The following is a 26,235-nucleotide window of genomic DNA, read 5'->3' on the forward strand; positions in this document are numbered from 1 at the left end:
CGGCAGCGCGCTCTTTCGTCCTTGTAGCGGGGCCTTTTGCGCGTCGACTGCGCGCACGTCGGGCTATGCTCGCGCCGCAAGGGGTGACCATGTCGGACGCTATCGAGTCGTTGTTGAAGGAGAACCGTCGCTTCGAACCACCGGCGGAGTTCGCGAAGGAGGCTCGCGTGACTTCCCGGGAAGCGTACGAAGCGCTGTACCGCGAAAGCGTCGATGATCCCGACACCTTCTGGCGACGAGAGAGCGAAGCGCTCGTCTTTCGCACCCCCTGGACGAAGACGCTGGAGTGGAACCTCCCGCATGCCCGCTGGTTCCTCGGCGCCACGTTGAACGTCTCGGAGAGCTGTCTCGACCGGCACCTCTCCACGCCCGTGGCGAACAAGACGGCGCTCCTGTGGGAAGGAGAGAACGGGGACACACGCAAGCTCACGTACGCGGAGCTTCATCGGCAGACGGTCCTGCTGGCCTCGGCGCTGAAGCAGCTCGGCATCGAGAAGGGCGATCGCGTTGCCATCTACATGGGCATGATCCCCGAAGTCGCCGTGGCCATGCTGGCCTGTGCGCGGATCGGCGCCGTTCACACCGTCGTCTTCGGCGGTTTCTCCGCAGACGCTTTGCGTGATCGCATCCAGGACAGTCAGGCCAAGCTCGTCATCACCCAGGATGGTGCCAGCCGGCGCGGCCAGATCGTTCCCCTCAAAAACACGGTGGACCGGGCGCTGGAACAGCCGGAAGCGAAGAGCGCGACGAAGACCATCGTCTTCCGCCACTTCGGCAGCGAGCGCTGCACGGTGGACATGAAAGAGGGACGAGACCTGTGGTGGGACGACGTGCTCGCCTCGGTCACCACCGAGTGCGCGCCCGAGGTCGTCGACGCCGAGCACCCGCTCTTCATCCTCTACACGAGTGGCTCGACGGGCAAACCCAAGGGCGTCCTTCACACCAGCGCCGGCTACCTCGTGGGTGCCCACGTCACCACCAAGTACGTCTTCGATCTGCGCGACAGCGACATCTACTGGTGCACGGCGGACGTCGGCTGGGTGACCGGGCACAGCTACCTCGTGTACGGACCCCTCTCCAACGGGGCCACCTGCTTCATGTACGAGGGCGCGCCGAACTACCCCGACTGGGGGCGGTTCTGGAGCATGGTCGAGCGCCACAAGATCACCATCCTCTACACCGCGCCGACCGCGATTCGCGCCTGCATGCGCCAGGGGGATGCCTGGCCGGCCAAGCACGATCTCTCCAGCCTGCGCCTGCTCGGCACCGTCGGGGAGCCGATCAATCCCGAAGCCTGGATCTGGTATCACCACACCATCGGGCGTGGCCGCTGTCCGATCGTGGACACCTGGTGGCAGACCGAGACGGGCTCGATCATGCTCACCACGCTTCCAGGGGCGGCCGCGAGCAAGCCAGGCTCCACGGGCCTACCCCTCTTCGGCGTCGTCCTCGATGTCGTCACGCCCAAAGGGGAGGCCGTGGGACCCAACGAAGGTGGGCTGCTCGTCCTGAGAAAGCCATGGCCCTCCATGGCGCGCACCCTGTGGGGTGACGACGAGCGCTTCCGCCAGAGCTATTTCAACACCATCGAAGGCTGCTACTTCACGGGGGATGGCGCCCGCCGTGACGAGGATGGCTACATGTGGGTGGTGGGACGGATCGACGACGTGCTCAACGTCGCCGGTCACCGGATCGGCACGGCCGAGCTGGAGAGCGCGCTGGTCTCCCATCCCGCCGTCGCGGAGGCCGCTGCGGTGGGACGCCCGGACGATCTCAAAGGCACGGCGCTCGTGGTGTTCGTCTCCCTTCGTCCCGGATTTTCTGCGGACCAGGCGCTTCGTGACCAGCTCGGGGAGCATGTCGCCAAGGAAATCGGTCGTTTCGCGCGACCCGACGTGATCCGCTTCGCCGATTCGCTCCCCAAGACACGCAGCGGCAAGATCATGCGTCGCTTGCTCAAAGACGTAGCGGCCGGACGCGAGTCCACGGGCGACACCTCGACCCTCGAAGATTTCGGCGTCCTGGCGAAACTGCGTCAGGACGAAGACTGACCTCCCGCCAGATTGGGGAGATTTTCACCCTGCCCGTGGCCTGAGCGGTGGATAATCCCCGGCGAGGCACTGCTTGGACTTCGAGGCGGGAACCATCCTTGCGAACCGCTACCGCATCACCCGACCTCTCGGACGCGGTGGCATGGGCGAGGTGTTTGCTGCGGAGAACATCCGCACCGGCCGCATGGTCGCCGTCAAGCTCCTCCGCGCCGACTCCAAGACCAAGGCCTCCGCCGTCGCGCGCTTTCGCCGTGAAGCGCGCGCAGCAGGATCCATCAACAGCGACCACGTGACCCAGGTCCTCGACGTCGAGGACGACGAAGACCACGGCATCGTCCTCGTCTTCGAACTCCTCGAAGGCGAGTCGTTGATCGACCGGCTCAAGCGCACCGGCCCGATCCGCTACGAGGAACTCCACTCCATCATCGAGCAGGCCTGGATCGGCCTCGCCGACGCCCACCGCGCCGGCATCATCCACCGCGATCTCAAGCCCTCGAACGTCTACCTGGAGAACCGCCCCGACGGCACGGTCCGGGTGAAGCTCCTCGATTTCGGCGTCTCCAAGCTCCCGAAGGAACTCGGAGGCGACACCCTCACGGAGATGGGCCAGAGCCTCGGCACCTTCTCCTTCATGCCGCCGGAGCAGATCAGCAAGGCAAAGACTGTCGACCATCGCGCCGACATCTACGCCTGCACCACCTTGATCTACCAGGCGCTCACCGGCCATCTCCCGTACCAGGCGAGAAACATCCTCGCGATGGTCGAACTCAAGACGAAGACCGAGCCACGCAAGCTCGCGGAGGTCATGGATGGCCCCCCCAACCCTCGGCTCGAGGCCTTCATCGCCCGGGGCCTCGCGCGCGATCCCGACCAGCGCTTCCAGACCGCACTCGAAGCCCTCAACGCCTGGCGCGAGCTGCGCCCGGGTGGCCCGATCAGCCAGCCTGCATCGGGTCGCATCCCTGGCTCGTCGCCTCAGGGGGCGGCTCAGAGCCTGTCCGCGTCGTTCCAGTCGCCTGGCTCCTCCTCCGCGTACCCCTCCATGGCCGCGCCCCTCGCTGCGCATCCTCCGTCGCCTCGCCGGTCTCATGCCGAGCCGTACCCCTATCCCGCGCCGCATGGGTATCCGCCTGCACCGGCCTCCTCTCACCCCGTCCCTCGCGTGCATTCCGAGACGGCGTCCACCCTCACCGGGCGACAACCTCCCGCGCAGCACACCGCGGTGATGTCCCCGGATTACGGCGCGACCATCGCCCTCCCCACACCCTCACCGCTCGCCGAGAACGCGACGAGGCATCACCCTCAGGGAGAACTTTCGCCTCAGCAAGCGCCGGGTTCGCCTCATGCCGTCGAGCGCCGCACGCCCATCTCGGGAGGCCAGAGCCTCGTGCAGACTGGCCTCATGATGGGCCCGTACGGGACCGCGCTGGTGAACCAGTCCGGACAGCCGGTGGCCGGCTTCCCCGTCCAGCCGGTGAGCTCGCACGACGTGCCGAAGATCTACGACGAACACTCGTCCGGCCCCTCGAGCGCCGACCTCAAAACGCAGGTCTACCGCCCGCAGCGGGCGAACGCCGCGTCCTTCCCCCCGGAAGCTCCCGAGCCGGAGCACGAATTCTCGGGGCCCCCGATTCCGCACGCCCACACCGACCTCTCCATCGAAGAGCGCAGCTACCTCCTGCCCGTGGGGATCGCCGTGATTCTGCTCCTCGGCGCCGTCGCCGCCTCGATGGTCCTGGGCATCCTCCCGAAGCCCTGGTGACCGAGAGCGCTGCGCCGTTCAGCCCAGCGTCGGCATGACGGCGCACGAGGGGGCGCTGTGCCGGCACCACGCACCGACGAGCACTCCTCGGCGCAGTGCCCCCTCAGCAACGTCTCAGGGACGTCTCAGCGACCGGCCGCCGACCACGGCCCGCAGGTCGGCAACCCGATGTGCTTCTTCGGGCACCCGTCCCGCACCGGCGCCGTCATCACCGCGTCCACCCGGCCAGGCACGCCATCCTGACGGTACTTGGCGCACACACCCTGGGGAAGCTGCACCTTCCCCTCCTGCAGCGCGTAGCCGGTCGCGACGCCTTCATCCAGCGCCACCACGCAGCCCACGTCCACGCAGAAGCCCTTGCCGTCGGTACCTGCCCCGGTCGGCGCCGTCCGCAGCGCGACGTTCACGTCGCCCTCGACCTCCACGGTGCAGTCCGACGTGTCCACCACGGCCTCGCTCGCCCCCGAGAGGCACGCTTCGACGTCGAAGCACGCTCCACCGCTCTCGCCGTCCCCACCCCCGAAGATCGCCTCGGGCGCGTAGTCGGGCAGCTCGGCCGAGTCCACCGTGCTCGACTGGCAGATCCCTGCCACGCAGGTCTGCCCCGATGGACAGAGCGCATCGACCGCGCTCGTCCCGCTCTGTGTCCCCGACCCTTCGCAGAGGTACTGCAGCGGCACGTGCAGCGCCGCCGCCCGCCCCTCGGGCAAGGTCGTCACGACTTCACGGTAGATCCGCACCTCCCCCAGCTCACCGTTCCTGCGCGCGTAGGCGACGACCCGGATGGGGGTCCCGGGTTCGTCGGCGTAGAGGCCCAGCGTGAGCGGCAGACGAGCGATGGCGTTTTCGTCCCCCAGACCGGGGAACGCGCGAAGGAACCGCGCCTCGTTGGAGCCGCCCTTGTAGACCTCGATGGCGATCGTATCGATGTCCTTGGGCATCGACAGATCGGTCTGCACGACGAGCATCACCTCGTTCGGATCGGAGCACCCGGCGAGCACGCCGAGCGTCACTGCGGCCAGAACACCTCTCCAGTGGCTCACTGGCTACCTCCGAAGCGGAACGTGAAGCCACGGGCACCGCTCACGTCCACGTTGCCCGGAGCGACGTTCCCTTGCGCGGGCTCCTGAGGCTGGAAGAGCAGCACCCCGGCGATGATCCCGCCCGCGAGCACCGCAGCCCCGCCGCCGATCCAGAGCCACGTCGCAAGGTGATCCTTCGGTGCCGGCTTCAGCTGCACGTCGCGCCGGCGCACCTGGTCATCCTGGACGATGATCTCGGACTGATGTGCCTCCATCCCGGGCGCCGTGACGCGCAGGGTGTGCCCGCCGCTCGGCACGACCCCTTCCCAGCGACCGCGACCGACCACCCGCCCGTCGAGCGCGATGACGTCCTCGGGCCCTGCGTTGATGACGAGGCGACCCTGGTGGACCTCCTTCACCAGCTTGACCGAGAGCGACACCTCGCTGCCGCCAGAGACCGTGAGCGACCCCGTGTGGTCCTTGAATCCCTTCTTGCTGACGCGGATCTTGCGCGACCCGACATCGACCAGCACCGGCTTCTCGAGGGGCGTCACGCCGACCTCCACCCCGTCCACCTCGACCCGGGCGCCCGGCTCGTTCACCTCGACCTTCATCGGGCTGACGAAGGCCTGAATGGTCGCGATGAGTTCCTCGGCATCCTTGCGATCCTGATCGGAGAGCTGCGTCCCCGCGTCGCGCTGGAGCTTCTCCACCGTCGCCAGCATGCGCGTGTACCGCTGCAGGTTCTTCTGGCAGAGCGCGATGTTCCAGAGCAGCCGCGGCTCGCGCGAGATCTCGTACGCGCGCTCGTACTTGATGATCGCGTTCGAGAAATCCCCGTCGCGGAACAGGATGCGGCCCGCCTCGTACTCGGCCTTCGCCGTGCCGCTGAGCACCTCGCTGAGCGGAGGTGGTGGTGCGTTCGCGGGGGCGGGAGCGCTCGGAGCGCCCGGAGCGCCCGGAGCGCCCTGCGGCGACGACGACGGCTGCGCCATGGCGCCAGACGACGCGAGCAACGCAACGGCGCAGACGAGCGGAGGGAGCGCGCCTCGCGGTGCACGACCGCTGGCGCCAGGAGAGCGTGACGTCACGGCTAGTCGCCTCTCTGGTTCAGTCTCTCGAAAGCAGTTTGCGGGGCGGGAGAACCCTGGGGTTGCGCGGGCGGCGGGGCGGACGTTGCCGTCGGCGCAGGCGTCTTCGCCGTCGGCGCGGGCGTCTTGGCCTTCTCGGTGCTCGTCGGCGCCTTCGCCGTCGACTCGACCCGCTTCGCCGTCGGCTCCGGCGTCTCGGCGCTCGGCGCGGCGGATGCCTCGGCGCTCGGCGTCGGCTCGGGTGCGCTCGAGGGCGCGGCCGTGGTGACGACGTTGGCGGGGGTCACTGCGGGCTGGGACGAAGCCGGGACGGCCGGCGCCTCGGGCCCTGCCGACTGCTCCGCCTGGCTCGCGGCCGTCGGCTGCTCCGCCGAGCCGCCCATCTTGCTGACGACGAACAGCCCGCCAGCCACCAGGAGCACCGCCGCGGCGGCCACCGCAACCTTGCCGAACGCGCTGGGCCGCGCCGGCCCAGTCCCCTCTGCCGCCGTCCACCCGACGGCCGTGGCCCCATGGGCGGGGGCTTCGCCGAGCGTACCGGCGCCCGTCAGCGCGCCCTGCGCCGTGCGCGCGACGGCGGGTGGAGGCAGCGAGGGCGACGACGTCCCTCCGGGGGCTGGTCTCCCCGACGGTGTGGTGGCCGCGTACGGACCCGCCGCGTACTCTGCCGGCAAGCCTGCGGGCGGCGGCACCGACGGGTTCCCGGAAGCCGCTCCCGCCATCGAGGGGCTCAGCGAGCGATACCCGCCCGACGCCGTGCCGAGCGAGCGCCCGAGCGCCATCTGGCTGGTCACCGACATCCCGAGCGTGCGCAGGATGCGCGGCAGCGAGCGCGTCGTCTCTTCTTCCGGCGCGTAAGGCGCGATCGCCTGCGCCAGCTCGCCCATGTTTCCGAAGCGCTCTTGCGGGTTCCGGCGCAAGCAGCTCAGGATGGCCGCCTCCAGCCCCTCCGGAAGATCGGGCCGGTACGTGCGCGGAGGCGTCGGATCCTGCGTGTTGATCATCAGGATCAGCTCTGCGAGCGACGTCGTGTTGAACGGCACCGTCCCGGTGACCAGCTGATACAGCAGCGCGCCCATCGACCAGATGTCCGCGCGGTGATCGACCGACTTGGCCGAGCGCATCTGCTCCGGCGCCATGTAGAGCGGCGATCCGAGCATCATCTCCGTCTGTGTGAGCGACAGCCCGGGCTCCGTCCCGCCCACCGCGTCGCCACCCTGGCCCGCCTTGGAGATGCCGAAGTCCAGCACCTTCACCGTCTGGCTGCCGTCGGCGCCCGTCGTGAGAAACAGGTTGGCCGGCTTGATGTCACGATGAACGATGCCGATCGAATGGGCCTCGGCGATCGCCTCGCATCCGTGGAGCACGTAGGTCACGGCCTCCTCGATCGGCAGCGCGCCCCGGTGGCGCACGAGCTGCGAGAGGTCGGTACCGTCCAGGTACTCCATGACCATGTACGGCGTTCCGCCCTCCAGCTCGCCGACATCGCTCACCCGGGCGACGTGCTCGCTCTTGAGCCGAACGGCCGCGCGCGCCTCGCGGATGAACCGCTCGGTGGCGTCATGGGTGGCGCCCGGCAGCAGGAACTTGATGGCGACCCGCTGCTGGAGCTGCTGGTGGACGGCGGAGACCACGACCCCCATGCCGCCCTGACCGAGGATCCGCTCGACCCGGTACTTCCCTGCGAGAACCTGTCCTTCGGCAACCGGCGCGCTCACATGGACTCCTCAGCCTGCGCCTGACCGCAGACCGGTCGACCCTAAGGCATTGCCGGGTCGGCGTCCAACTGCACGTGCAGCAGACATCGGGAGCCACCCCGACCCTCTGCAGGGGTTCCAGTGAGATGAAACCAGGGCGCGGGCGCCGCCGGTCGATCCGGCCTCGACCGCGCACGTTGCGGCGTGCGAGGAGCACCCGCGTTCAGCCCGGCGTCAGCGGTGCGCCGCGAGCTGTCGGGCCACCGAGCGCGAGTCGTCGAGGCCGCGATGTCGCCCGCGCCCGGCCGTCGCCACCCGCAACGTCGTCGCGGCGCGGTCCACCTCGCCGGACAGGAAAGCCTGGCGACAGATCTGCCGCCGCACCTTGCCGCTCGTCGTCCTCGGGATCGCACCCACCGCGCCGAGCACCACCGTATCGCAGCGGAGCGCGTGGACCTCGAGCACCCGCGCCCGGAGGGTCCGCACGATCTCCTCCTGCACGACCGGCGGGATCTTCCGATCGCGCACCTCGACCACCACGACGAGCTGTTCCACCCGCGCATCCTCTGGCAGCACCGAGAACGCCACCACGCCGCCGCGCCGGAGGGCGGGGTGGCACTCCCGCACGCTGTCCTCGATGTGCTCCGGGTAGAGCCCGTGACCGCGCAGCACGATCATGTCCCGATAGCGCCCGGTCACGAACAGCTCTCCGGCGTGAAAGAACCCGAGATCCCCGCTGCGCAGGTACTCCGTCTCGTCCTCGCCGCCGGCGAGCCGCGCCTGGAACACCTTGCGCGTCAGTGCGGGCTGCCCGTGATACCCGAGCGCCTTCGTGGCCGAGCTGATCCAGATCTCGCCGATCACCCCCGGCGCGCAAGGCCTCCGCGTCAGCGGGTCGACGATGCGGACCTTCGCGTCCTCCTTCGTCACCGGCCCACACCCCACGTAGACCACCACCGGCTGCGTCGTGTCTTCATCGACCGGCACAACGCGCCCCTCGTACAGGCCCTGCTTGTCGAGCCGAAGCGCTACCTTCCCCCCCATGGCCACGGTCGCCGTGTGCTCCGTCAGCCCGTAGGTCGGGCAGAACGCCTCGGGCCGCAGCCCGCTCACCGAGAACGCCTCGAGAAACCGCTTCACCGTCTCCACCCGGATCGGTTCGGCGGAGGCGAGGATGGAGCGCAGGTGGCTCAGGTCCCAGCGCTTGCGCATCTCGTGCGTCGTCTTGCGCACGGCCAGATCGAAGGCGAAGTCGGGCGCGGCGGTGTGGGTCGCGCGCACCCGCGACATCAGCTCGAACCAGAGCGCGGGCCGTGCGGCGAAGCTGTGCGGCGACATCAGGTACGTGTTCGCCGAGCTGCCGAAGAGCGTGTTCATGATGAAGCCGATGAGGCCCATGTCGTGGTAGTGCGGCAGCCACGAGACCGCGGTCGTTCCCCAGCCGAGGCGCAGGTCCTTCGTGTTGGCGGCGATCTCGTGGTACAGGTTCCCGTGCGTCACCTGCACGCCGCGCGGCAGCCCGGTCGCGCCCGAGGTGTACGTGAGCAGCGCTGGCTCGTCCTGGCTGGCGGGGGTGTACCAGAGGATGGGCTCCGGGCCCGGCGGAAACCGCTGATCCGTCCGGTGAAAGGGGAGGTCCGGCCAGAGCGACGGCACCTTCTTGAACAGACCCGAGACGGGTCTTCGCAAGCGCGCCCTGTCGTAGGCGGCGTTCGTCAGGGCCAGCCGCGCCCCCGCGTCGGCGGCGATGGCCGAGAACAGTGGCATGTCGCGCGCGAGCTGCGTCAGGTCCGGTGGACATACCGGCACAGGGATGATCCCGGCCATCATGCACCCCACCAGCGCGCGCACGAAGTCCAGCGACGGCGGATACACGAGCAGCGCCCGGTCCCCCTTCTGCAGACCCCACTCCGGCAGCATGCGCGCGATCGTGTCGGCCGACTTCACCAGCTGACGCACGTTGAGCGCGTCCACGCGGTGCCCCTTGTCGTCGACGAAGGTGAAAAGCGCCTTCTCCGGCGTTCGCTCGTACATCTCACGCAGAACGGAGAGTGCGGCGCGCGCCGGCTGGATTGCTTTCGGCATGGTCTTCCCCCACCGTCCTCGATGCTTCGCGTGGCGAAGCCCCTTCGAGGACGTCCGGCGCGCCATGTCGGCGTCGCCTGCGCGCTACCGCGCGGCGCTCGCCAGCAACTTGCGAACCTTGCTCAGCACTACGATGTCCGCAGGCGGGAATTCGTCTTCACGAAGCGCCTCGGCTGCTGCCCAGCGCACGTCCGCCACGTCGAGGGCGCGCGGCTCTGGTGAGCCGGTGCACCGCGTCGCTCGGTAGAAGAGAAGCAGCACCGCCTTCATCGGATAGCGATGAAAGGTGACCTCCACGATATCGCCCACGGCGGCGTCGATCCCCACCTCCTCGCGCAGCTCGCGCGCGAGCGCGTCCCTCGGATCTTCGCCCGGCTCCACCTTCCCTCCTGGGAACTCCCAGGCGCCCTCCAAATGCGCGCCGCGCTTGCGCTGCGTGAGCAGCACCCGGCCGTCCTCGATGAGGATCGCGGCCGCGACCAGGACGGTGGTCGCCCCTGCCGGCGTGACGAGTTCGCTCTGCGCTGAAGACGTCACGGCGGATGTCGTCACAACAGATGTCGCTGCGGCGGATGTCGTCGAAGGCGTCCGTGGCGTGGAGGCCGGCATTGCAGAGGGCGGTGAGGCGGAAGCAGGTGACGCGGCCGCCGCGGCCGGATCGGAGGAAACCAAGCTGGAGGAGGCCGAGCTGGACGGGGGGAGCGACATCGGGGGCGCATGATGCGGAGGGCCTCGGCGAACGCAAGCCTTCCCCCGAGCACGACATTTTCTCCGCCTGGCGACCTGGCGTGGCGTGCGCTGGATTCTTTGCGGGCTCGATGCCCAGCTTCCCATGCCTGCCGAGCTGTGACATGCCTCCGTGCATGAGCGTGACCTACCGGGACGCGGGGGTGGACATCGACGCGGGGGACGCGCTGGTCGAGCGCATCAAGCGGCTGGCGGCGCCGACCCGCACGCCGCACGTGCTCGAAGGCATCGGCGGGTTCGCGGGCCTCTGCTCCGTGCCTGGAGGCTTGCAGGACCCGGTGCTCGTGAGCGGCACCGACGGCGTCGGCACCAAGCTCAAGGTTGCCTTTGCCACGGGCGTGCACGACACGGTGGGCATCGATCTCGTCGCCATGTGTGTGAACGACATCATCACCGTCGGCGCTCGCCCGCTCTTCTTCCTGGACTACTTTGCCACCGGCAAGCTCGACGTCGACGTGGGCGAGGCCGTGGTCCGCGGCATCGCCGACGGCTGCAAGCAAGCTGGCTGCGCCCTCCTCGGCGGGGAGACGGCGGAGCTGCCGAGCATGTACGCCGATGGCGAGTACGATCTCGCCGGCTTCGCCGTCGGTGTCGTCGAGCGTGCCAAGCTGCTCGACGGCAAACGCGTCGCGGCGGGCGACGTGGTGATCGGTGTGGCTTCGAGCGGGCTGCACTCCAACGGCTATTCTCTCGCGCGCCGCGTCTTCGAGCGCGAGATGGCGCTGGGGATGGACGCGCGGGTGGCGGAGCTGGGGAGCACGGTGGGCGAGGTGCTCCTGACGCCGACGCGGATCTACGCGCGTGCGGTGGCGGAGCTGCTCGGTGCTTGTGGCGAGGAGGTACGCGCGCTCTCGCACATCACGGGGGGCGGCTTGCCTGGCAACGTGCCTCGCGTGCTGCCCGAGGGCCTGGGGGTCCGTCTCGATGCGACGAGCTGGGAACGGCCCGCCGTGTTCCGGGTGATCGCGGCGGGCGGGCCCGTGGAAGAAGCCGAGATGCGCCGCACGTTCAACCTGGGTGTGGGGCTGATCGCCGTGGTGCACCGTGACGCCGCAGACCGGGCCGTCGAGACCTTGCAGCGCGCGGGGGAGACGGCGTGGGTGGCTGGCGAGGTGCTGCCCGTGGGCGACGTCGCGTTCGAGGAGCGGGTGCGCTTCGCTTCGTAACGCCCCGCCGGTCCCCGATGAAAAGAATCGGGCAAGGACATGGGTGGGCGCTCCTTGCCGTCCCCGCCCTGCAACGGCTCATCTCGGATGGAGGAGACTTCGTTTTTGCCGGAGGACGAGCGTTGGTTGCAGAAGGGCGGTCGTCGATCGGCAAAGAACGATCGTGGGTTGCGGAACGATGATCGTCGATCACGGAACGATGCCCGTCGATCACGAAAGGATGAGCGTTGAATTGGGAAGAACGATCGTCGATCGGTGAAGGACGATCGTCGATCGGGTGAAGGACGATCGTCGATCGGGTGAAGGACGATCGTCGATCGGGTGAAGGACGATCGTCGATCGGTGAAGGACGATCGTTGATCGGTGAAGGACGATCGTCGATCGGTGAAGGACGATCGTCGATCGGTGAAGGACGATCGTCGATCGGTGAAGGACGATCGTTGAATTGGGAAGGACGATCGTCGATCGGGTGAAGGACGATCGTCGATCGGCGAAGGACGATCGTCGATCGGCGAAGGACGATCGTCGATCGGCGAAGGACGATCGTCGGTCGGCGAAGGATGATCGTCGGTCGGGTGAAGGACGATCGTCGATCGGTGAAGGACGATCGTCGATCGGTGAAGGACGACCGACGGACGCCGATGTGTGGCTCATTACCTCCGTTGAACGGCTCAGTGTCGCCGTTCAACGCGAACACCTTCGCTTCCTGTCTCCCTCACGATCTCGTTTGCATGGAGATTCCATCACTTGCTCATTCCGCTTCCCCCCACCCGTTCGCCAGAGGCCCATTTCCCTCCCCGATCCTCCCCACCCGACGACCTCCTCAACGGTACTGGTCAGGCCTCACCCGAATCTGGCCCGGGCATTGCGTTGTTGTCCCGGGACCTCTTCAACCTCTCCACCCCAACGGCACTCCCCCCTCAGCACCCACAGCACATCGCGCAGAGGCTCACGCACCCGCCATCAGGACAGCGACCTCAGGGCGTGGGGCTGCAGAGCTCGTTGATGTCGTCGACGAGCGTGCCTTCGCCAGCGAGGACCTCGATCACGGCCGCAAACCCGCCGAGGCTGCGCTGCGGATCTCCCTCCTCGACCCCGCTGGCGACCTGACGGCTCACGTTCGCGATCGTCCGCGCCATGGTGCGGTAGGCGGCTGCATGCTGGAGCAGCGTCGGGTCCGTCAGGCGAAGCGTGCCGATCTCGCGCTCGCTGTCCTCCATCGCCGAAGCGAGCTGACGCAGGCCTTTCGCATCGCTCGCCTCCTCTGCGCTCGCCGTGGCGCTCGCCTCGATCCGCTCGACGCCCCGGTTGATGCCCTCGACCAGCCAGGCGCACTCCCGCGCACGCTGGAACTTCTTTCGTAGCGCGGGCCGCTGCTCCGGCGTGGCCGCAGCGAGGGTGCAGGCGAGCGGATCCCCCTCGCGGCACGCCCGTTCGAGCCAGGTGGTCGCCTCGCTCCCGCTCTGCGAGGCGCCAGCGCTCATCGAGCGGTGGTAGCCGAGGACCGTGCAGCTGCTGGGTAGCCCGGCGTCGCAGGCCTTGCGGAGCAACGCTTGCGCGCGTGCCGGATCGGCGCTCACGCCTCGGCCCTCCAGGGTGGCCTCGCCCAGCGCCTGGCAGGCGTGCGGCACCCCGGCCTCGCAGTCGATCTGCCACAGGGACGCCGCTCGCCGCGCGTCCCGAGGGACACCTGTTCCCTCGGCGTGGGCCTCACCGAGCTGTGCGCAGGCCCCCACGAGCCCAGCATGACAGGCCGCACCGAGCTGCTGAAAGGCGTGCGCCTCGGCGCGCGGCCCGCTGGACGCACGCAGCGTGTCGAGGGCGAGGCGACCGCAGCCGCGCGTGCTGCCTGCGGCGCAGGCGCGCTCGTGCAGGCGCCTGGCCGTGCTCGGCTCGGCGGTAGAGGCCAGCCCTTCGTCGATGCGCGCGCTCACCGTGTCGCATGCCTCGGCGCTTGCGTCGCAGGCGCGGTGGCAGAGCGCTTCGCCCTGGGCCACGTCACGGCGGGTCCCACTGCCACGGACCAGCGCATCGCCGAGACCCTGACAGCCGAGCGCACTCCCTTCTTCACAGGCCTGTCGGTGGAGCGCGGTGGCCAGTGCCCGATCCGGCGTGGCGACCCGGCCGTGGTACACCCCGAGCCAGTGGCAGCCGTCCGGGTTGCCCTCCTCGCAGGCGCGGCCGAGCAGCGCCGCCGCGCGCACGCCGTCGGGTCGCGTGCCCTCGCCTTCGAGCAGCGCGCGGCCGAGCTGCACGCAAGCGCGCAGGTCGCCGGTGTCGCAGGCCGCGGCGCTCACCGTGACCCCGCGCTGCAGCAGCTTCCTGGCGCGCGCGGCGTCCACCGGGGTCCCCTGGCCGAACGCGACGGCGTGCGCGAGCCGTCGGCACCCTGGCCCATCACCTCCCTCGCAGGCGCGCTCGAGCAGTTCGAGGCCGTTCCACTGCACGGCCGCGCGCGCCGGTGCCGAGAGCGCCATGCGCCCGAGTTCGGCGCAAGCGGCGGCGTCGCCTGCACCACAGGTCCGGTCTTGCAGATCGAATGCCTTGTCGATGTCGCTCTTCAGCGTGCCCGACACCCCACGTTCGAGGAGCCGCCCCAGCTCGCGGCATCCCGGTGTGAACCCGAGGGTGCAAGCTCGGTCATGCATCGTCGCGGCGACCGCGACCCGCTGCGGACCCCGCGCGCGCTCTCGCATCACCAGGTCGGCGGCGCGGCTGCAGCTCGGCGCATCCCCCTCGGCACAGGCTGCCTCGCACACGGCGAGCGGCTTCGTTCCGCACGCGGGTGCCGGCAAGCCGGTGCCCGAGGCGAAGAGGGACGACGACACGGACGGCGACGGTTGTCGCGTCCCACAGCCTGTCGTCATTGCCAGGCTCGATGCGACGAGCGCCACGAAGACCGCACGAAGGCCCATTGGATCATGAGAAGCGACCGCTCGGGGGCCGTCAAGCGCACCGCAGGTCTGCCGCAGCGAAGTGCGACCGCGCGCGACCGCGCGCGACCGTACGCAGCCGTGCGCAACCGCGGGTGACCGTGCGCGACCGTGCGGCTCCAGCAACGCGATGAGACGCATGCAGTGACTGCCAGGGAAGCTCGTCAGATCTCGATCCGGCCGACCATGACCGGGATGCATCGACCGCTGATCGCCACATGGCGCACTGCGCCAGCGGACTTGCGGACGTGCACCTCGATGGTGCTCGGCCGACCCATCTCGACGCCTTGCTCGATGACCAGATGGGTGTCGAGGTCGGGCTCGGGTCGCAGGGATGCGAGGTAGGCTCCCAGTGCCGCCGAAGCGCTTCCCGTCGCTGGATCTTCCTGGATGTCGTCGAGTGGCGCGAACATGCGCGCCCGCACCCGGGGGACACCGTTCGATGACGGGACGCGCGCGTAGAGGAAGAGCGACAGGTGACCCTCGGGTCGCGGCATCCTGGTGTCGGTCTCGACGAACGCGTTGCCGTTCGGGCGAGCGCGCCCGAGGGCCGCGAGGTCGGTGACCTCGGCGAGGACGAAGGGCAACCCCACCGAGGCCATGACGGGCGGGTGGTGGACCGTCGTGATGTGCTCCGCCGAGAGACTGGCGCACGAGGCGACCACCTTCGGTGCGATGCGATCACCCACCTCGAGCGCACCGGGCGCCACGATGCGCGCGCCCACGATGGCGTCGGTCTCGCGAAGGACGGTCACCTCGACGAGGCCCGCGTCTTCTTCGAAGTGCATCACGTCACCGACGGGTCGGTCGAAGAGTACGCCCTGGCGGCCGAGGAGGAACGCCGTGCCGACGTTGGGGTGCCCGGCGAAGGGGATCTCGGCGGTGGGGGTGAAGATCCGGACGCGCGCGGTGTGCGCCGGATCGCGCGGAGGGAGGACGAAGGTGATCTCCGAGTAGTTGAACTCGACGGCGAGGCGCTGCATGAGCGCTGGATCGAGGCCGCGCGCGTCAGGGATGACGGCGAGGGGGTTGCCACCGAAGCGGCTCGACGTGAAGACGTCGACGGTCATGTAGTCGAAGGAAGGCATCGTCGGGGTCGTCCGTGTCGGGGGAGCGCACGTGCGCGGAGGAGTGCGGAGACGCGAAGGGTAATGGCGAAGACGCGTCTCGCGAAGACGTCGCGCCGAGGCTCGCGAAGACGTCGTGAAACGTGCGGCGAATCGAGCGGGTGGCGGAGCGTCGTGCCGAGGGCAGAGGCCCGCGACGAGGGTCCGTGTCGTGAAGGCGGCGGCCCGACGAAGGCGTGTCGTCGTGGTGCGGAGGTCGGGCTTCGTCTGTGCGCGAGGCCACGTTCTCTGCCGCAGGAACGTGCGGGAGATTGTCGCGAAGTGACCTGGCGACTGTGTTAGCCAGTTCAGATGGACGCAGTGCGGCGGCGGTGGCGTGCGACGTGGAAAGGGTGGCATCGAGCAGGTCTCGGGGTCGGATTGCTGGGTGCCCTGTCGTGCAGCTCCGCTCCGTCGACGGAGGCGCTCGCCGAGCCCGAGGGCGTGGACAGCGCCTCCACGGTGCCGACGGAGGGGCTGGGCACGGTGCCGGAAGTGCCGTCGAGGCGCGCGCTGGGGCGTGCTGCAGAAGGCGCAGGATCGTTGCCGCTGGGGCTCCGTGCGGCGTACATCGCCTCCGTGCAGGCGGGCGCGTCGAGCGCGTATGCGGTGAAGCCTGCGGCTGGAGGGCTCCGGGCCGAGAGCCCGGCGCAGCGCCTGGAGACGACGTTGACGGCCGAGGGGGTCCAGCTCGCACCGCGTGGAGGAGAGGCTGCGTGGCGCTTCGGGCTGACGCCGCGCGGGTGGGGCTGCGGCGACCGGTGGGTCTCCGCCGCGCCTGTGGTCCCCGAGGGCGAAGGGAACCGCGTGACGTATGCGCGGGCCGGGCTGACGGAGTGGTACGTGAACGGGCCGCTCGGGCTGGAACAGGGCTTCACCGTGGCGGCGCGGCCTTGTGCCGCTGGTGTTGGCGGGGAGGTCATCGTCGCGCTGGCGCTCACGGGGGACCTGCACGCGGTGCTGGCAGAGGATGGCGGGACCGTCGCGCTGCGGAACGGTTCAGGAGAGGTGGCGTTGCGCTACGGCGAGCTGCACGTCGTCGACGCGACGGGGCGGACGCTCGCGGCGCGGCTCCAGGTGGAGGGAGACGAGATCGCGATCGTCGTCGACGATGCCGGTGCGGTGTATCCGCTGGTCATCGATCCGCTGATCGAGACGGGTCAGACGAAGCTCCTCGCTGCCGACGGAAAAGAGGGACATCACTTCGGGTACTCGGTCGCCGTGGCAGGAGACACGGCGGTCGTCGGTGCGCTGCTCGATGGCGAGCGAGGTGCGGCTGCGGGGGCGGCGTACGTGTTCGTGCGTTCCGAGGAGGGCTGGACGCAGCAAGCGAAGCTCCTCGCCTCTGATGGGGGGATCGACGATCACTTCGGTGCGTCGGTCGCCATGTCGGGCGACACGATCGTGGTCGGTGCGATGGCGACGCCGCAGCGCGCGACGGCAGGGGCGGCGTACGTGTTCGTGCGCTCCGAGGAAGGCTGGACGCAGCAAGCGAAGCTGCGCGCCATGCGGGGTCAGGCGGGAGATCTCTTCGGCGAGGCGGTGGCGATCTCGGGGGAGCTGGTGGTGGTCGGCGCGTCGTCGGACCCGGAGCACGGGCCGTTCTCGGGCGCGGCGCACGTGTTCGTGCGGTCGGAGGGAGAGTGGTACCACCAGGCGAAGCTCACCGGTGCGCAGGAGGTTGCCGACAGGTTCGGGGGCTCGGTGGCCGTCTCCGAGGGGACGGTGGTGGTGGGGTCGAGCGGCGATGACAGCGCGGAGGCGGACGCCGGCGCGGCCTACGTGTTCGGGCTGGTGGAGGGGGCGTGGACGCAGCAAGCCATGCTCGTCGCGCAGGATGCGGTCCTGGGCGACGGGTTCGGGGGCTCGGTGGCGATCTCGCGCGGGACGGTGGTCGTCGGAGCGCGCGGGAGTGACGTCGGTGGCCAGGACGCGGGGGCGGCGTACGTGTTCACGCGCTCGAGGGCGGAGTGGGCCGAGCAGGCGAAGCTCGTCGCCTCGGATGGCGCGGCGGGGAGCGCCTTCGGGCACGTCGCGATCGCCGGTGACACGGTGGTGGTGGGGTCGAGCGGCGACAGCAGCCTCGGCCGAGCGGCTGGCGCCACCTACGTGTTCGGGCGCGCCGGTGGTCGCTGGACCGAGCATGCGAAGCTTCTGGCCAGCGATGGCGCGGCCGACGATCGTTTCGGCGCCCCCGTGGCGATCTCGGGCAACACGGTGCTCGTGGGGGCGTACACGGACGACGACCTGGGTGATGCGTCCGGCTCGGCGTTCGTGTTCTCGCTGGAGAACACGGACGTGGAGGTGGAGAGCGAAGATGATGGGGGATGCGGCTGCGTGGTGGCTGGTGCCTCGGGCTCGGGGGGGCCGAGCGCGGCGTGGCTCCTGGCGGCCTTGCTCGGGCTGAGGGCCTCTTCGTCCCGGCGTTGGCGCGCACGTCGCTGAGCGATCTCGTCGCGCGTCGATCGAGGTCGCGGACGGGGCGCTCCTCGTCGTGTGCGTCAGGGGGGGGCAGCCTCGATGGCGCGTCGATACCGCTCGCGCCGGTGAGGTTCTCGAAGAATGTCGTACGCCTCGTCGAGGACCTCGATGATGAGCTGTACGTCGTCCAGCAGATCGGCCGTGCCGGCGGTCAAGAGTCGAGAGGGCTCGAAGGCGCGGCGCAGGTTGAGGTAGGCGCGCTTGATCTCGTAGCTGGTGGCCTCGCGGGCGATGCCGAGAAGCGAGAAATAGTCGCCGTCCTGTACGACCTGGAGCCGCGCCCGCACGCGCTGGCGGATGGCTTCTTCGTCGAGCGGATCGTGCTCCTGGACCCGGGGGGCCTCGGAGATGCTCGGCGGGATGAGCACGTCGAGGACCTCGAGGCACACGAGCGCGTAGAGGAGGGTGGCCATCTCGGGCTCGGTCGCCTCGATGAGCTCGGCCACGGAGCGGCCGCGGGCGGCGCGGAACAGGTCCTCTTCTTCGGTGTGCAGCGCGCACTCGCCGAGCAAGTTGCGCCGGGCGCCCTCGTCGAGGCGGGCGGCTGGGCCACCGAGGCGACGGAGGGCGACGTCCGCAGGGATGACGCGGCGGATGGTCTCGACGAAGACCTCTGCGCCCGTCGCGCCGCCGAAGACGTTGGGCTCGGCCTTGAGGCGGCCGGGGGCCTCTTCCTCGATCTCGCAGGTGCCGGCGTCGATGTGGACGAGGTGGCCGATGATCCACTCGGCGTGAGCCCGGAGCACGGGCCAGAGATCGTCCTGACCGAGGTAGCCGTGCGCGATGAGGGCCGCTCCGGCGTGGCGCCCCGAGGCCGGGAGGCGGTTGGAAAGGCGTGCGACGAGGTCGCGATCGAGGTCGCCACGGGTGGCGAGGAACGCGAGCAGGGTCTCGTCGGGGACCTCGGAGGCCGCCGTGACGATGTCGCCTTCATGCAAGACGACGCGGCGGGTCCCGGCCTCGGTGGTGAGCGCCATCGAGCCCGATGCGCGGCTCCCGACGGCGCGCGCGAGCGCGCGTGGGGCATCGCCAGGGCCGAGCACGGTGACCGCGGGAGGGGTGTAGCCCGTGGAGGTGCCTTCGAGGGAGAGTCCAGGGGGCGTGGGCGAGGGGGGCTCCTGCGAGGCTGCGTGCGCGTACAGCGGCGGGGCCGCATGCGGCGACGCATGCGGATGCAGCGGTGACGCCGTGTGCAGCGGCGGAGAGGCCTGCAGCGGTGACCCAGCGTGTGTCGAGAGGCCCGCATGTGTCGGCGCACCGGCGTGTGTCGCGAGGCCCGCATGTGTCGGCGCACCGGCGTGTGTCGCGAGGCCTGCGTGCGTGGGGGCGCCGGTGTGTGTCGCGAGGCCTGCGTGCGTGGGGGCGCCGGCGTGCATTGGAGCGCCCGTGGGACGCGGCGGGGGTGCGTGCTGGGGCGAGGCGGCATGCCCGAGGGGAGGGGAGGGCGCCAGCGGCAGGGGAGGCGCGTGCAGTGGCGAGGACGCATGCGGATGCGGCGGCGCATGCATCCGCGGTGGCGCTGGAGGAGGCGGTGGCTCCTGCGGGGAGGACCACGGCGCCGGCCCTGCAGCGAAGGGCGTCGGTGGCGGGTCTGGAATGCGCCGCGGGAGCGTGAAATCCTCGGCGTGGACCGGGAGTGGGACGACGCCGGGGGGCTCGCTGGGGAAAGCGGCGGGGGGCGCGGGAGCGAGCTGGGCGGGCCGAGGGGGGGCCGCAGCAGGGTGGGCTCCGAAGCGCCCCCGGTCGTCGGTCGCGTCGAGGCCGTCATCGATGGGAAAATCGGAGATGGTGGCCGCGCGGGCGTGCGACTCGGCGCTGAGGGGCGAGGCATCGGGCTCGGGGAACCGCGGGCTCGCTTCGGAGAGGCTGCGCACCTGGACCTCCCGTGGTGGGCTGACCAGGGGGGCGATCGAGGCCGCGCGGTGGCTCGAGCCCGGGAAGGTGGGGACCCCGCCTGCCTCGGTGTGCGGGCCGCTGAAGGTGGAGCTCCTGCCGGCCTCGGTGCGCGGTCCGGTGAAGGTGGCGCTGCTTCCCGGCTCCGCACGGTAACCCGAGATGACGGAGCCCGCGGCGGTGTCGGGGGGCTGCGCTGGCGCGGCGGTCCCGAAGGACACCTCGCGCTGGGGTGACGTCCATCGAGGCGAGGCGATGTCCGGCTGCTCCGTCGACGTGGACGTCAGCGAGGGCTCCCAGCCATCGGCCGCCTGGGCGCGCTCGTCCTCTTCGATTTCGATCTGAGCGCGCCGCGCGTCCAGCTCGGCGCGGGTGCCTGCGGCCCATCGCTCTTCGTCGTCGGTCGTCTCGAAGGACCGAGGGGGGATGTCGGCGGGGTCCTCGGAGGCGACGTGATAGGGCGTGTGACGCAGCAGGCCGGTTCCCGCGCGCGGCGTGATGGCAGGTCCCGGGTCGCTCAGCGTCTGTCCTGCGAGCGAGGCGCGGGTGGACGAGGGGAATTCGGCCGTCTCTTTGCGGCCAGGAGAAGACGCGGGGGGAGGGTGCAGGAGGGCGCCACCGAAGGGGGAGCCCGCTGCCCAGGCGCCCGCGCCGCTGCTGGCGCTGAGGCTGAGGGGCAAGCTGGAGGGGCCCGACATGTCGAGGTGGCCATGCTGAGAGGCGTGCCCGTGCATCGGGGTGGCGATGTCGGAGGCCGAGCCGGTGCGAGGGCCGTCGTCCTCCGGATCGAGGGGCTCTTCGAGGACGCCCAGGATGTCTGCGCTCAGGATGAGGTCGGCCTCGTCATCGACGGAGGGGACGCTCGAAGGTCTGGCGCTGCCGGTGACGCGGGCCTCGGCCGCGGCGAGGAGCTGCTCCAGTTCAGGGCTGATGCGGGTCGAGCCGAGGCGAGGGAGGCCGTCGTCGCCAGGGGCGGGGGGAAGCAGCGAGCCGACATCGATGGGTTCGAGCTCCGGCGGATAATCGGAGAGTTCCAGAGGCGGATCACTTTCGAGCTGAGGCGGGCGGCCGCTGGCGAGGCGAGGATACGAAGGCGGCGGGGGAGGGAAAGAGACGACGCGCGGCTCCAGCGCGGCGGTGATCTGGGCGGCGAGTTCCGTCAGCTCGACGGGACGCTCGACACGCGGGGCGCCGTACCGTGACGAAAAGGCCGCGGCACGCGCCGGGTGACCCAGGAGGAGCACCGCCGGTGGGGGAACGAGCGGGGGCTGATGGAGGCGTTCGAGCGCCGCGGCCGCGCCCTCGTGGTCGACGTCGACGATCACCACGGCAGGCCCGGTGGCAAGCTGGGCTTCGAGGTCGTCGAGGTGCGCCCAGGTGACGTCGAAGCCCCACGCGCGGAGCGCCGAGCCCATCGCTTCGCCATCGAGGGCGCCCGCGATGAGGACGCCATGTCCCGAGGGCGGCGGAGGGAGGTGAGCGTGGTCCTGGGGCTGGTCCATGGTGCCGAGCCTTCGGAACGGTCCGAAAGTCGCCGGGGCGAGACTGTCGCGCGCGCTGGTGGCCTGTCAACGCGCTCCAGTCGTCGTGACGTGTCGGGCGGTCATCTGGGGCCGGGCCGGGCGCCGTCCGGAGGTCGTCGGGTGCCGGCGATGACCCGGGCGTGCTAAAGGGTCGAGGTGTTCGCCGGTGCGTCGTTCAACGAGATCGGGCTGGTCGCTTTTCTGGTGGTGTTGATCATGATCGCGCCCAAGGTGAGCCGGCTCGGTGAGATCATCGGGGGACTGTTCGAGCGATCAGGTCCAGAGGCCAGCGCTGGCGAGGAGCGCGGCGGGGGCACGGGCGGCCACGATCCCGAGGGGTGATTTCGGTCCGGAAGATCACGGAGGCGAGGGGGGCTCCCCTCCAGCGGGGCGGATGACCTCTGCGGAGGGCGGCACGGGGAGGGGCGCCGGGGCGCCGTTCTCTGCTGGAGCGCCTCGGCGTGGGGTGGGTTCGAGCAGATCGGGGGCCGCCATGCGCGCGGCGCGGAAGGCGAGGAGGCGCTCCACCAGCGTGGCGGTCTGTTCGGTCGGCAAGCGCAGCCGGAGCTGCAGGGTGTCACCCTGCTGTTCGAGCGAGATGCGTTCGAGCAGCGCCGACATGCCGCTCTGGTGGGCCTCGAGGTTGCGGACTTGCGCGTCCCTTGCCTTGCGCAAGCGTTCGGCCAGTGCGGCACAAGGGGGAGCGCTTTCACAGGTGACCACGGCGTGCAGCGAGACGTCGGTGCCGAGCTCGACACCGATCCCGGCGGAGAGGATCGCTGTCGGGGCGCTCGGCGAGCCTGGGGCCGCGTCGAGCGCGAGTTCTTCCGAGAGAGCGCGGCGATGTTCAGGAGTGAGGACCAAAGAGATGCGCATCGCGTGGCCCGCGGCGGCGCGCACGGCGTCGGCGTGCGCGCTGATGGCGCGGACGCTGGGCGTGCGACGGTCGGCGCTGTCGATCATGGCGCGCAGGTAGCTGCCGCTGCCGAGGAGCACGGGGCCGCCCTCGCGCACGGCGAGCTCCTGGCCCGCGGCGGCGCTGGCGTCACGCACGGTGCGGAAGCTGCCGACGGGGGTCACCACCGGCTGGCCGCCGCGGGCTTCGATGACGCGGGTCGCGCAGGTGACGAAGGCGTCGGCCTGGACCCGTCCCATGGCGGAGAGACCGAGTTCGCTGCCCTCGGACGGCGGTGGGACGGCGAGTGCGATCTCGTCGAGGGCATCGATCGGATCGAAACCGCACAGATCGACGACCTTGCCGGCCCCCTGGATCTGTCGTCCTTCCCGGAAGAAGGGCGCGCCCACGGGTGACGCCTTCAGCGTGCGGAGGTTGGCGGTGCCGACGAGCAGCGCCTCACGCGGGATGGCGTCGAGCGCGCTGGCCGGAGCCTCGGCGTCGGAGGAGGGGCGGCGCTGGACGAGCCAGGCCACGCCGCCGCCGAGCGCGGCGCCGACGGCGAGGAGCGCCAGGGTGTTGCGGATGCGCTGCTGCACGGGGGAGCGTTACCACAGGGCGCTGCCGAGCGCGCGTGCCGCCATGCGTCACGACGGCGCTGCGCGGACTGGGGGGAAGCGTGGATGGATCTGGAGAACGCGGTTGCCCTATGCTGCCTGCCTCGCGTTCGATGCATCCGAGGAGATAGCCCCATGCCGAGCGATACGATTCCGGCGCGTCTGTTCGTCCGGGCCAAGGAACGTCCCGAAGCGCCTGCCTACCTGGTGAAGGAGGGCGGCGCCTGGAAGATGACGACATGGCGGCAGTACGCGAGCGAGGTGAAGGGCGCCGCCAAGTCGCTGCTCGCGCTGGGGCTGGGCGCCTCCTCCACGGTGAGCATCATCGGGTTCAACCGGCCCGAGTGGGTGATCCTCGATGTCGCGGCGATGGCCATCGGCGGCGCGCCGGCGGGGATCTACACCACCTCCTCGGCGGAAGAGGTGCAGTTCATCGTTCACCACGCAGAGTCGAAGGTGCTCCTCGTGGAGAACGAGCGGCAGCTCGAGAAGGTGACGAAGGTCTGGGGGGAGCTGCCGCTGCTCGAGCACGTCGTGGTCATGCGTGGCAGCGGGACGGGTAGCGATCCTCGCGTGCTGTCGTGGGACGACTTTCTGTCGCGCGGGAAGGATGTGACGGACGAGGCCTTCTTCGAGCGGCTCGACGCGCTCGAGCCAGACGGGCTCGCGACGCTGATCTACACCTCCGGGACGACGGGGCCGCCCAAGGGGGTCATGCTCAGCCACCGCAACCTCTCGTGGACGGCGGACGTGGCGAAGAGGATGACGGAGCTGACCCCCTGGGACTGCTCGCTGTCGTACCTGCCGCTGTCGCACATCGCCGAGCAGGTATTCACGATACACGGCCCGATCACGGCGGGGTCGTCGGTCTATTTCGCCGAGTCGATCGAGAAGATGGCCGAGAACCTGCGCGAGGTGCAGCCGACGGTGTTCTTCGGGGTGCCCAGGGTGTGGGAGAAGCTGCACACGGGGGTCGCCGGGAAGCTCGGCGAGGCCAAGGGGCTGAGGAGAGCGATCGCGGAGCAGGCGATGCAGACGGGGCGCGCGCTTCACGAGGTGCTGAACCGCGACGAGGCGCCGAGCTCGGTGGTGAAGCTGAAGCACCGCCTCTTCGAGCGGCTGGTGTATGCGAAGGTGAAGCAGGCGGTGGGCTTCGGGCGCGCACGCGTGTGCGTGAGCGGCGCGGCGCCGATCGGCAAGGAAGTCATCGATTTTTTTGCCGGTCTGGATCTGCCGATCCGCGAGGTCTACGGCCAGTCCGAGGACACGGGGCCGACGAGCTTCAACCTGCCGGGTCGCAGCCGCTTCGGGACGGTGGGGCCGGCGATTCCGGGGGTCGAGGTGCGGATAGCCGAGGACGGGGAGATCCAGGTGAAGGGGCCCAACGTCTTCCTCGGTTACTACAAGGACCCCAAGGCGACCGGCGAGACGCTCGTCGACGGCTGGCTCTGCTCCGGTGATCTCGGCAAGTTCGACCAGGATGGCTTCCTGCACATCACGGGGCGCAAGAAGGACATCATCATCACGGCCGGCGGCAAGAACATCACGCCGCAGAACATCGAGCTCTCGCTGAAGGAGCACCCGCTCGTCGCCGAGGCCGTCGTGATCGGTGATCGGCGCCGGTACCTGACCGCGCTCATCGTGCTGAACGCCGAGGCTGCCGAGCGCTTCGCCGCGGAGCAGACCCTCTCGGGTCCGCTGCACGAGAACGCGCAGATCCGGCTGGAAGTGCAGCAGCGTGTGGACGAGGTGAACGCTCAGCTGGGTCAGGTGGAGACCGTGAAGCGGTTCACCATCGTGAGCCGCGCGTTCGGAATCGATACGGGTGAGCTGACGCCGACGCTCAAGGTGAAGCGTCGCAGCGTGGCAGAGAACTTTGCACGCGAGATCGACGCCATGTACGCGGAGTGATGGGGTGACCTCGATCAGGGCCGTCTCGTTCGATTTCGGTCAGACGCTCGCCGAGCTGGACACCGCGATGCTGTCGCGGCGCCTGCTGGAGCGCGGGGTTCGGGTGCCCGTCGAGCAGCTGGAGGGCGCCGTCCCTTCGGCGTGGGAGGCGTACAACACCGCGATCCATCGTGGTGAGAGCGGTCATCCGTGGAAGACGTTGATGTCGCGGTTGCTCGAGGTGGCGGGCGTCGAGGCCACAGCTGCGTCGTCCGGAGGCGCTGGGAACCTGGAGGCGGCTGGGCGTGCAGGCGATGCCGAAGGGGGCCTCGGGCGGAGCGCGCTGGTGGACTGGCTCTGGGACGAGCAGCCACGCCGAAACCTGTGGCGCCGTCCCATCGCCGGCATGATCGAACTCGTGGAGGAGCTGCAGCGAGCGGGCATTCCAGTGGCCGTGCTGTCGAACTCCGAAGGGCGGCTGGCCGAGCTCGCCGACGAGCTGGGATGGCGCGCACGTTTCGTAGCGATCGCCGATTCTGGCAAGCTCGGCTTCGAGAAGCCCGGGCGGGAGATCTTCGCCTGGACCGCGGCGGCCCTGGGGGTCTCGCTGGAGCATGTCGCGCATGTCGGAGACTCGCTGGCCGCGGATGTCGAAGGCGCGCTCGCGGCGGGCATGCGGGCGGTGTGGTTCGGAGGCGAGTCGCGGCGCATCGCCGGGCTCGGCGAGCGTGTCGCGGTGGCGTCGGACGCGGCAGGGGTCCGGGCGGCACTTCAGGGGTTCGGGTTGTCGTTCCCTTGATGGCGCGACGCCTGCAACTCGTCGTCGGCGACGTGTCCCCTGGGCTGTGCGGGCGTCACTGAGGCTGCGGGAACTGAGGGAGCCCCGAGGGGAGCGGCGGCAGCGACGAGGGGAGGGTGGTGGGAAAGCCCGAGGGGAGGGTGGTGGGGAAGCCGGAGGGGAGCGCCCAGGGTTGGCCAGCGGGGGTAGTCGGGGCTGGCTGAGGCTGCTGGGGATGAGGCTGAGGCTGCGGTTGCTGGGGGTAAGGGTGGGGCTGGGGCTGCTGGGGATGAGGCTGGGGCTGGCCGTAGGGCTGCACCGGGTGCTGCGGACGGGGCGGATCGGATGAGCAGCCGAGCATGACGCAGATGCCGCTGACGGCGAGGGCAAAGGACAAGAGCAGGGTGCGCATGCGTGCATGCTAACGGACCGGGGTGTGGTGAGAAACGGCGTGTCTCGTCCATCGCATCTCGCCGGATCGGCCTTGAACCTGCGCGA

General features: G+C 70.0%; 18 protein-coding genes. 8 read left to right on the top strand and 10 right to left on the bottom strand.

Translation table 11 applies throughout. The features are described 5' to 3' along the window. Nucleotides 1–89: 89 nt before the first annotated feature. Both acs and CMC5_RS03805 read left to right on the top strand, forming a co-directional pair. The gene (acs, locus tag CMC5_RS03800; protein ID WP_156338159.1) at nt 90–2,051 is read left to right on the top strand and encodes an acetate--CoA ligase; all 1,962 of its coding nucleotides are present in this window, start codon (nt 90–92) and stop codon (nt 2,049–2,051) included. A 73-nt stretch (nt 2,052–2,124) separates the two neighbouring features. Beyond that, nucleotides 2,125–3,813: a serine/threonine protein kinase gene (locus tag CMC5_RS03805; RefSeq protein WP_050429141.1), complete on the top strand. Its 1,689-nt coding sequence runs from the start codon at nt 2,125–2,127 to the stop codon at nt 3,811–3,813. A gap of 125 nt (nt 3,814–3,938) precedes the next feature. Here CMC5_RS03805 and CMC5_RS03810 read toward each other — a convergent pair whose 3' ends face one another. The 5 genes from CMC5_RS03810 to mutT all read right to left on the bottom strand — a co-directional run bounded on the left by CMC5_RS03810 (nt 3,939) and on the right by mutT (nt 10,245). Continuing rightward, nucleotides 3,939–4,856 (bottom strand): hypothetical protein, encoded by a 918-nt coding sequence (locus tag CMC5_RS03810; RefSeq protein WP_050429142.1) that lies wholly within the window; start codon nt 4,854–4,856, stop codon nt 3,939–3,941. Beyond that, nucleotides 4,853–5,926 carry a PEGA domain-containing protein gene (locus tag CMC5_RS03815; RefSeq protein ID WP_050429143.1) on the bottom strand — a complete coding sequence of 358 codons (1,074 nt, stop codon included), beginning with the start codon at nt 5,924–5,926 and terminating at the stop codon, nt 4,853–4,855. Before CMC5_RS03815 ends, CMC5_RS03810 begins: the two co-directional genes overlap by 4 nt. A 2-nt stretch (nt 5,927–5,928) precedes the next feature. Continuing rightward, a complete protein-coding gene (locus CMC5_RS03820) occupies nt 5,929–7,644 on the bottom strand; it encodes a serine/threonine-protein kinase (RefSeq protein WP_050429144.1) in 1,716 nt (571 codons plus the stop codon). Nucleotides 7,645–7,857: 213 nt separating this feature from the next. Further along, nucleotides 7,858–9,708, bottom strand: coding sequence for a fatty acyl-AMP ligase (locus CMC5_RS03825; RefSeq protein ID WP_050429145.1), 1,851 nt, complete (start codon nt 9,706–9,708; stop codon nt 7,858–7,860). Between the two features lie 84 nt (nt 9,709–9,792). Beyond that, the gene (gene mutT, locus CMC5_RS03830) at nt 9,793–10,245 is read right to left on the bottom strand and encodes an 8-oxo-dGTP diphosphatase MutT (RefSeq protein ID WP_050429146.1); all 453 of its coding nucleotides are present in this window, start codon (nt 10,243–10,245) and stop codon (nt 9,793–9,795) included. Between the two features lie 58 nt (nt 10,246–10,303). Here mutT and CMC5_RS48320 point away from each other — a divergent pair, with 58 nt between their 5' ends. Both CMC5_RS48320 and purM read left to right on the top strand, forming a co-directional pair. Then, the gene (locus CMC5_RS48320) at nt 10,304–10,429 is read left to right on the top strand and encodes a hypothetical protein (RefSeq protein WP_281180824.1); all 126 of its coding nucleotides are present in this window, start codon (nt 10,304–10,306) and stop codon (nt 10,427–10,429) included. Nucleotides 10,430–10,571: 142 nt separating this feature from the next. Continuing rightward, nucleotides 10,572–11,621, top strand: coding sequence for a phosphoribosylformylglycinamidine cyclo-ligase (gene purM / locus CMC5_RS03835; RefSeq protein WP_082363381.1), 1,050 nt, complete (start codon nt 10,572–10,574; stop codon nt 11,619–11,621). 977 nt (nt 11,622–12,598) lie between these two features. Here purM and CMC5_RS03845 read toward each other — a convergent pair. Together CMC5_RS03845 and CMC5_RS03850 are read right to left on the bottom strand one after the other, a co-directional pair. Beyond that, entirely contained in the window at nt 12,599–14,449 is a 1,851-nt protein-coding gene (locus CMC5_RS03845; protein WP_218920225.1) for a tetratricopeptide repeat protein, read from the bottom strand. A gap of 269 nt (nt 14,450–14,718) precedes the next feature. Next, the gene (locus CMC5_RS03850) at nt 14,719–15,642 is read right to left on the bottom strand and encodes a PhzF family phenazine biosynthesis protein (protein WP_050429150.1); all 924 of its coding nucleotides are present in this window, start codon (nt 15,640–15,642) and stop codon (nt 14,719–14,721) included. A 399-nt stretch (nt 15,643–16,041) separates the two neighbouring features. Between CMC5_RS03850 and CMC5_RS03855 the strand changes: the two genes are divergently transcribed. Next, nucleotides 16,042–18,105 (top strand): FG-GAP repeat protein, encoded by a 2,064-nt coding sequence (locus tag CMC5_RS03855; RefSeq protein WP_050429151.1) that lies wholly within the window; start codon nt 16,042–16,044, stop codon nt 18,103–18,105. Nucleotides 18,106–18,161: 56 nt separating this feature from the next. Here CMC5_RS03855 and CMC5_RS03860 read toward each other — a convergent pair whose 3' ends face one another. Next, nucleotides 18,162–21,536 (bottom strand): hypothetical protein, encoded by a 3,375-nt coding sequence (locus tag CMC5_RS03860; protein ID WP_050429152.1) that lies wholly within the window; start codon nt 21,534–21,536, stop codon nt 18,162–18,164. Nucleotides 21,537–21,713: 177 nt separating this feature from the next. On the opposite strand from CMC5_RS03860, the gene CMC5_RS03865 reads away from it, so the two are divergent. Further along, on the top strand, nt 21,714–21,899 hold the full coding sequence (locus CMC5_RS03865) for a hypothetical protein (protein ID WP_050429153.1): 186 nt from the start codon (nt 21,714–21,716) through the stop codon (nt 21,897–21,899). A gap of 15 nt (nt 21,900–21,914) precedes the next feature. Here the strand turns inward: CMC5_RS03865 and CMC5_RS03870 are convergent, their stop codons facing one another. After that, nucleotides 21,915–23,051, bottom strand: coding sequence for a hypothetical protein (locus tag CMC5_RS03870; protein ID WP_050429155.1), 1,137 nt, complete (start codon nt 23,049–23,051; stop codon nt 21,915–21,917). A gap of 153 nt (nt 23,052–23,204) precedes the next feature. Between CMC5_RS03870 and CMC5_RS03875 the strand changes: the two genes are divergently transcribed. Further along, the gene (locus CMC5_RS03875) at nt 23,205–24,980 is read left to right on the top strand and encodes an AMP-dependent synthetase/ligase (RefSeq protein WP_050429156.1); all 1,776 of its coding nucleotides are present in this window, start codon (nt 23,205–23,207) and stop codon (nt 24,978–24,980) included. Between the two features lie 4 nt (nt 24,981–24,984). Continuing rightward, nucleotides 24,985–25,758, top strand: a complete 774-nt coding sequence (locus CMC5_RS03880; RefSeq protein WP_245678274.1) for an HAD family hydrolase — start codon at nt 24,985–24,987, stop codon at nt 25,756–25,758. A 55-nt stretch (nt 25,759–25,813) separates the two neighbouring features. On the opposite strand, the gene CMC5_RS42015 is transcribed toward CMC5_RS03880, so the two are convergent. Beyond that, nucleotides 25,814–26,149 (bottom strand): hypothetical protein, encoded by a 336-nt coding sequence (locus CMC5_RS42015; RefSeq protein ID WP_082362223.1) that lies wholly within the window; start codon nt 26,147–26,149, stop codon nt 25,814–25,816. Nucleotides 26,150–26,235 lie beyond the last annotated feature (86 nt).

This window comes from Chondromyces crocatus (assembly GCF_001189295.1).
Taxonomy (GTDB): domain Bacteria; phylum Myxococcota_A; class Polyangia; order Polyangiales; family Polyangiaceae; genus Chondromyces; species Chondromyces crocatus.

Coding starts and splice junctions, on each gene's coding strand:
- acs (WP_156338159.1), top strand. CDS start 90: ATGTCGGACGCTATCGAGTCGTTGTTGAAGGAGAACCGTCGCTTCGAA.
- CMC5_RS03825 (WP_050429145.1), bottom strand. CDS start 9,708: ATGCCGAAAGCAATCCAGCCGGCGCGCGCCGCACTCTCCGTTCTGCGT.
- purM (WP_082363381.1), top strand. CDS start 10,572: ATGAGCGTGACCTACCGGGACGCGGGGGTGGACATCGACGCGGGGGAC.
- CMC5_RS03850 (WP_050429150.1), bottom strand. CDS start 15,642: ATGCCTTCCTTCGACTACATGACCGTCGACGTCTTCACGTCGAGCCGC.
- CMC5_RS03860 (WP_050429152.1), bottom strand. CDS start 21,536: ATGGACCAGCCCCAGGACCACGCTCACCTCCCTCCGCCGCCCTCGGGA.
- CMC5_RS03875 (WP_050429156.1), top strand. CDS start 23,205: ATGCCGAGCGATACGATTCCGGCGCGTCTGTTCGTCCGGGCCAAGGAA.
- CMC5_RS42015 (WP_082362223.1), bottom strand. CDS start 26,149: ATGCGCACCCTGCTCTTGTCCTTTGCCCTCGCCGTCAGCGGCATCTGC.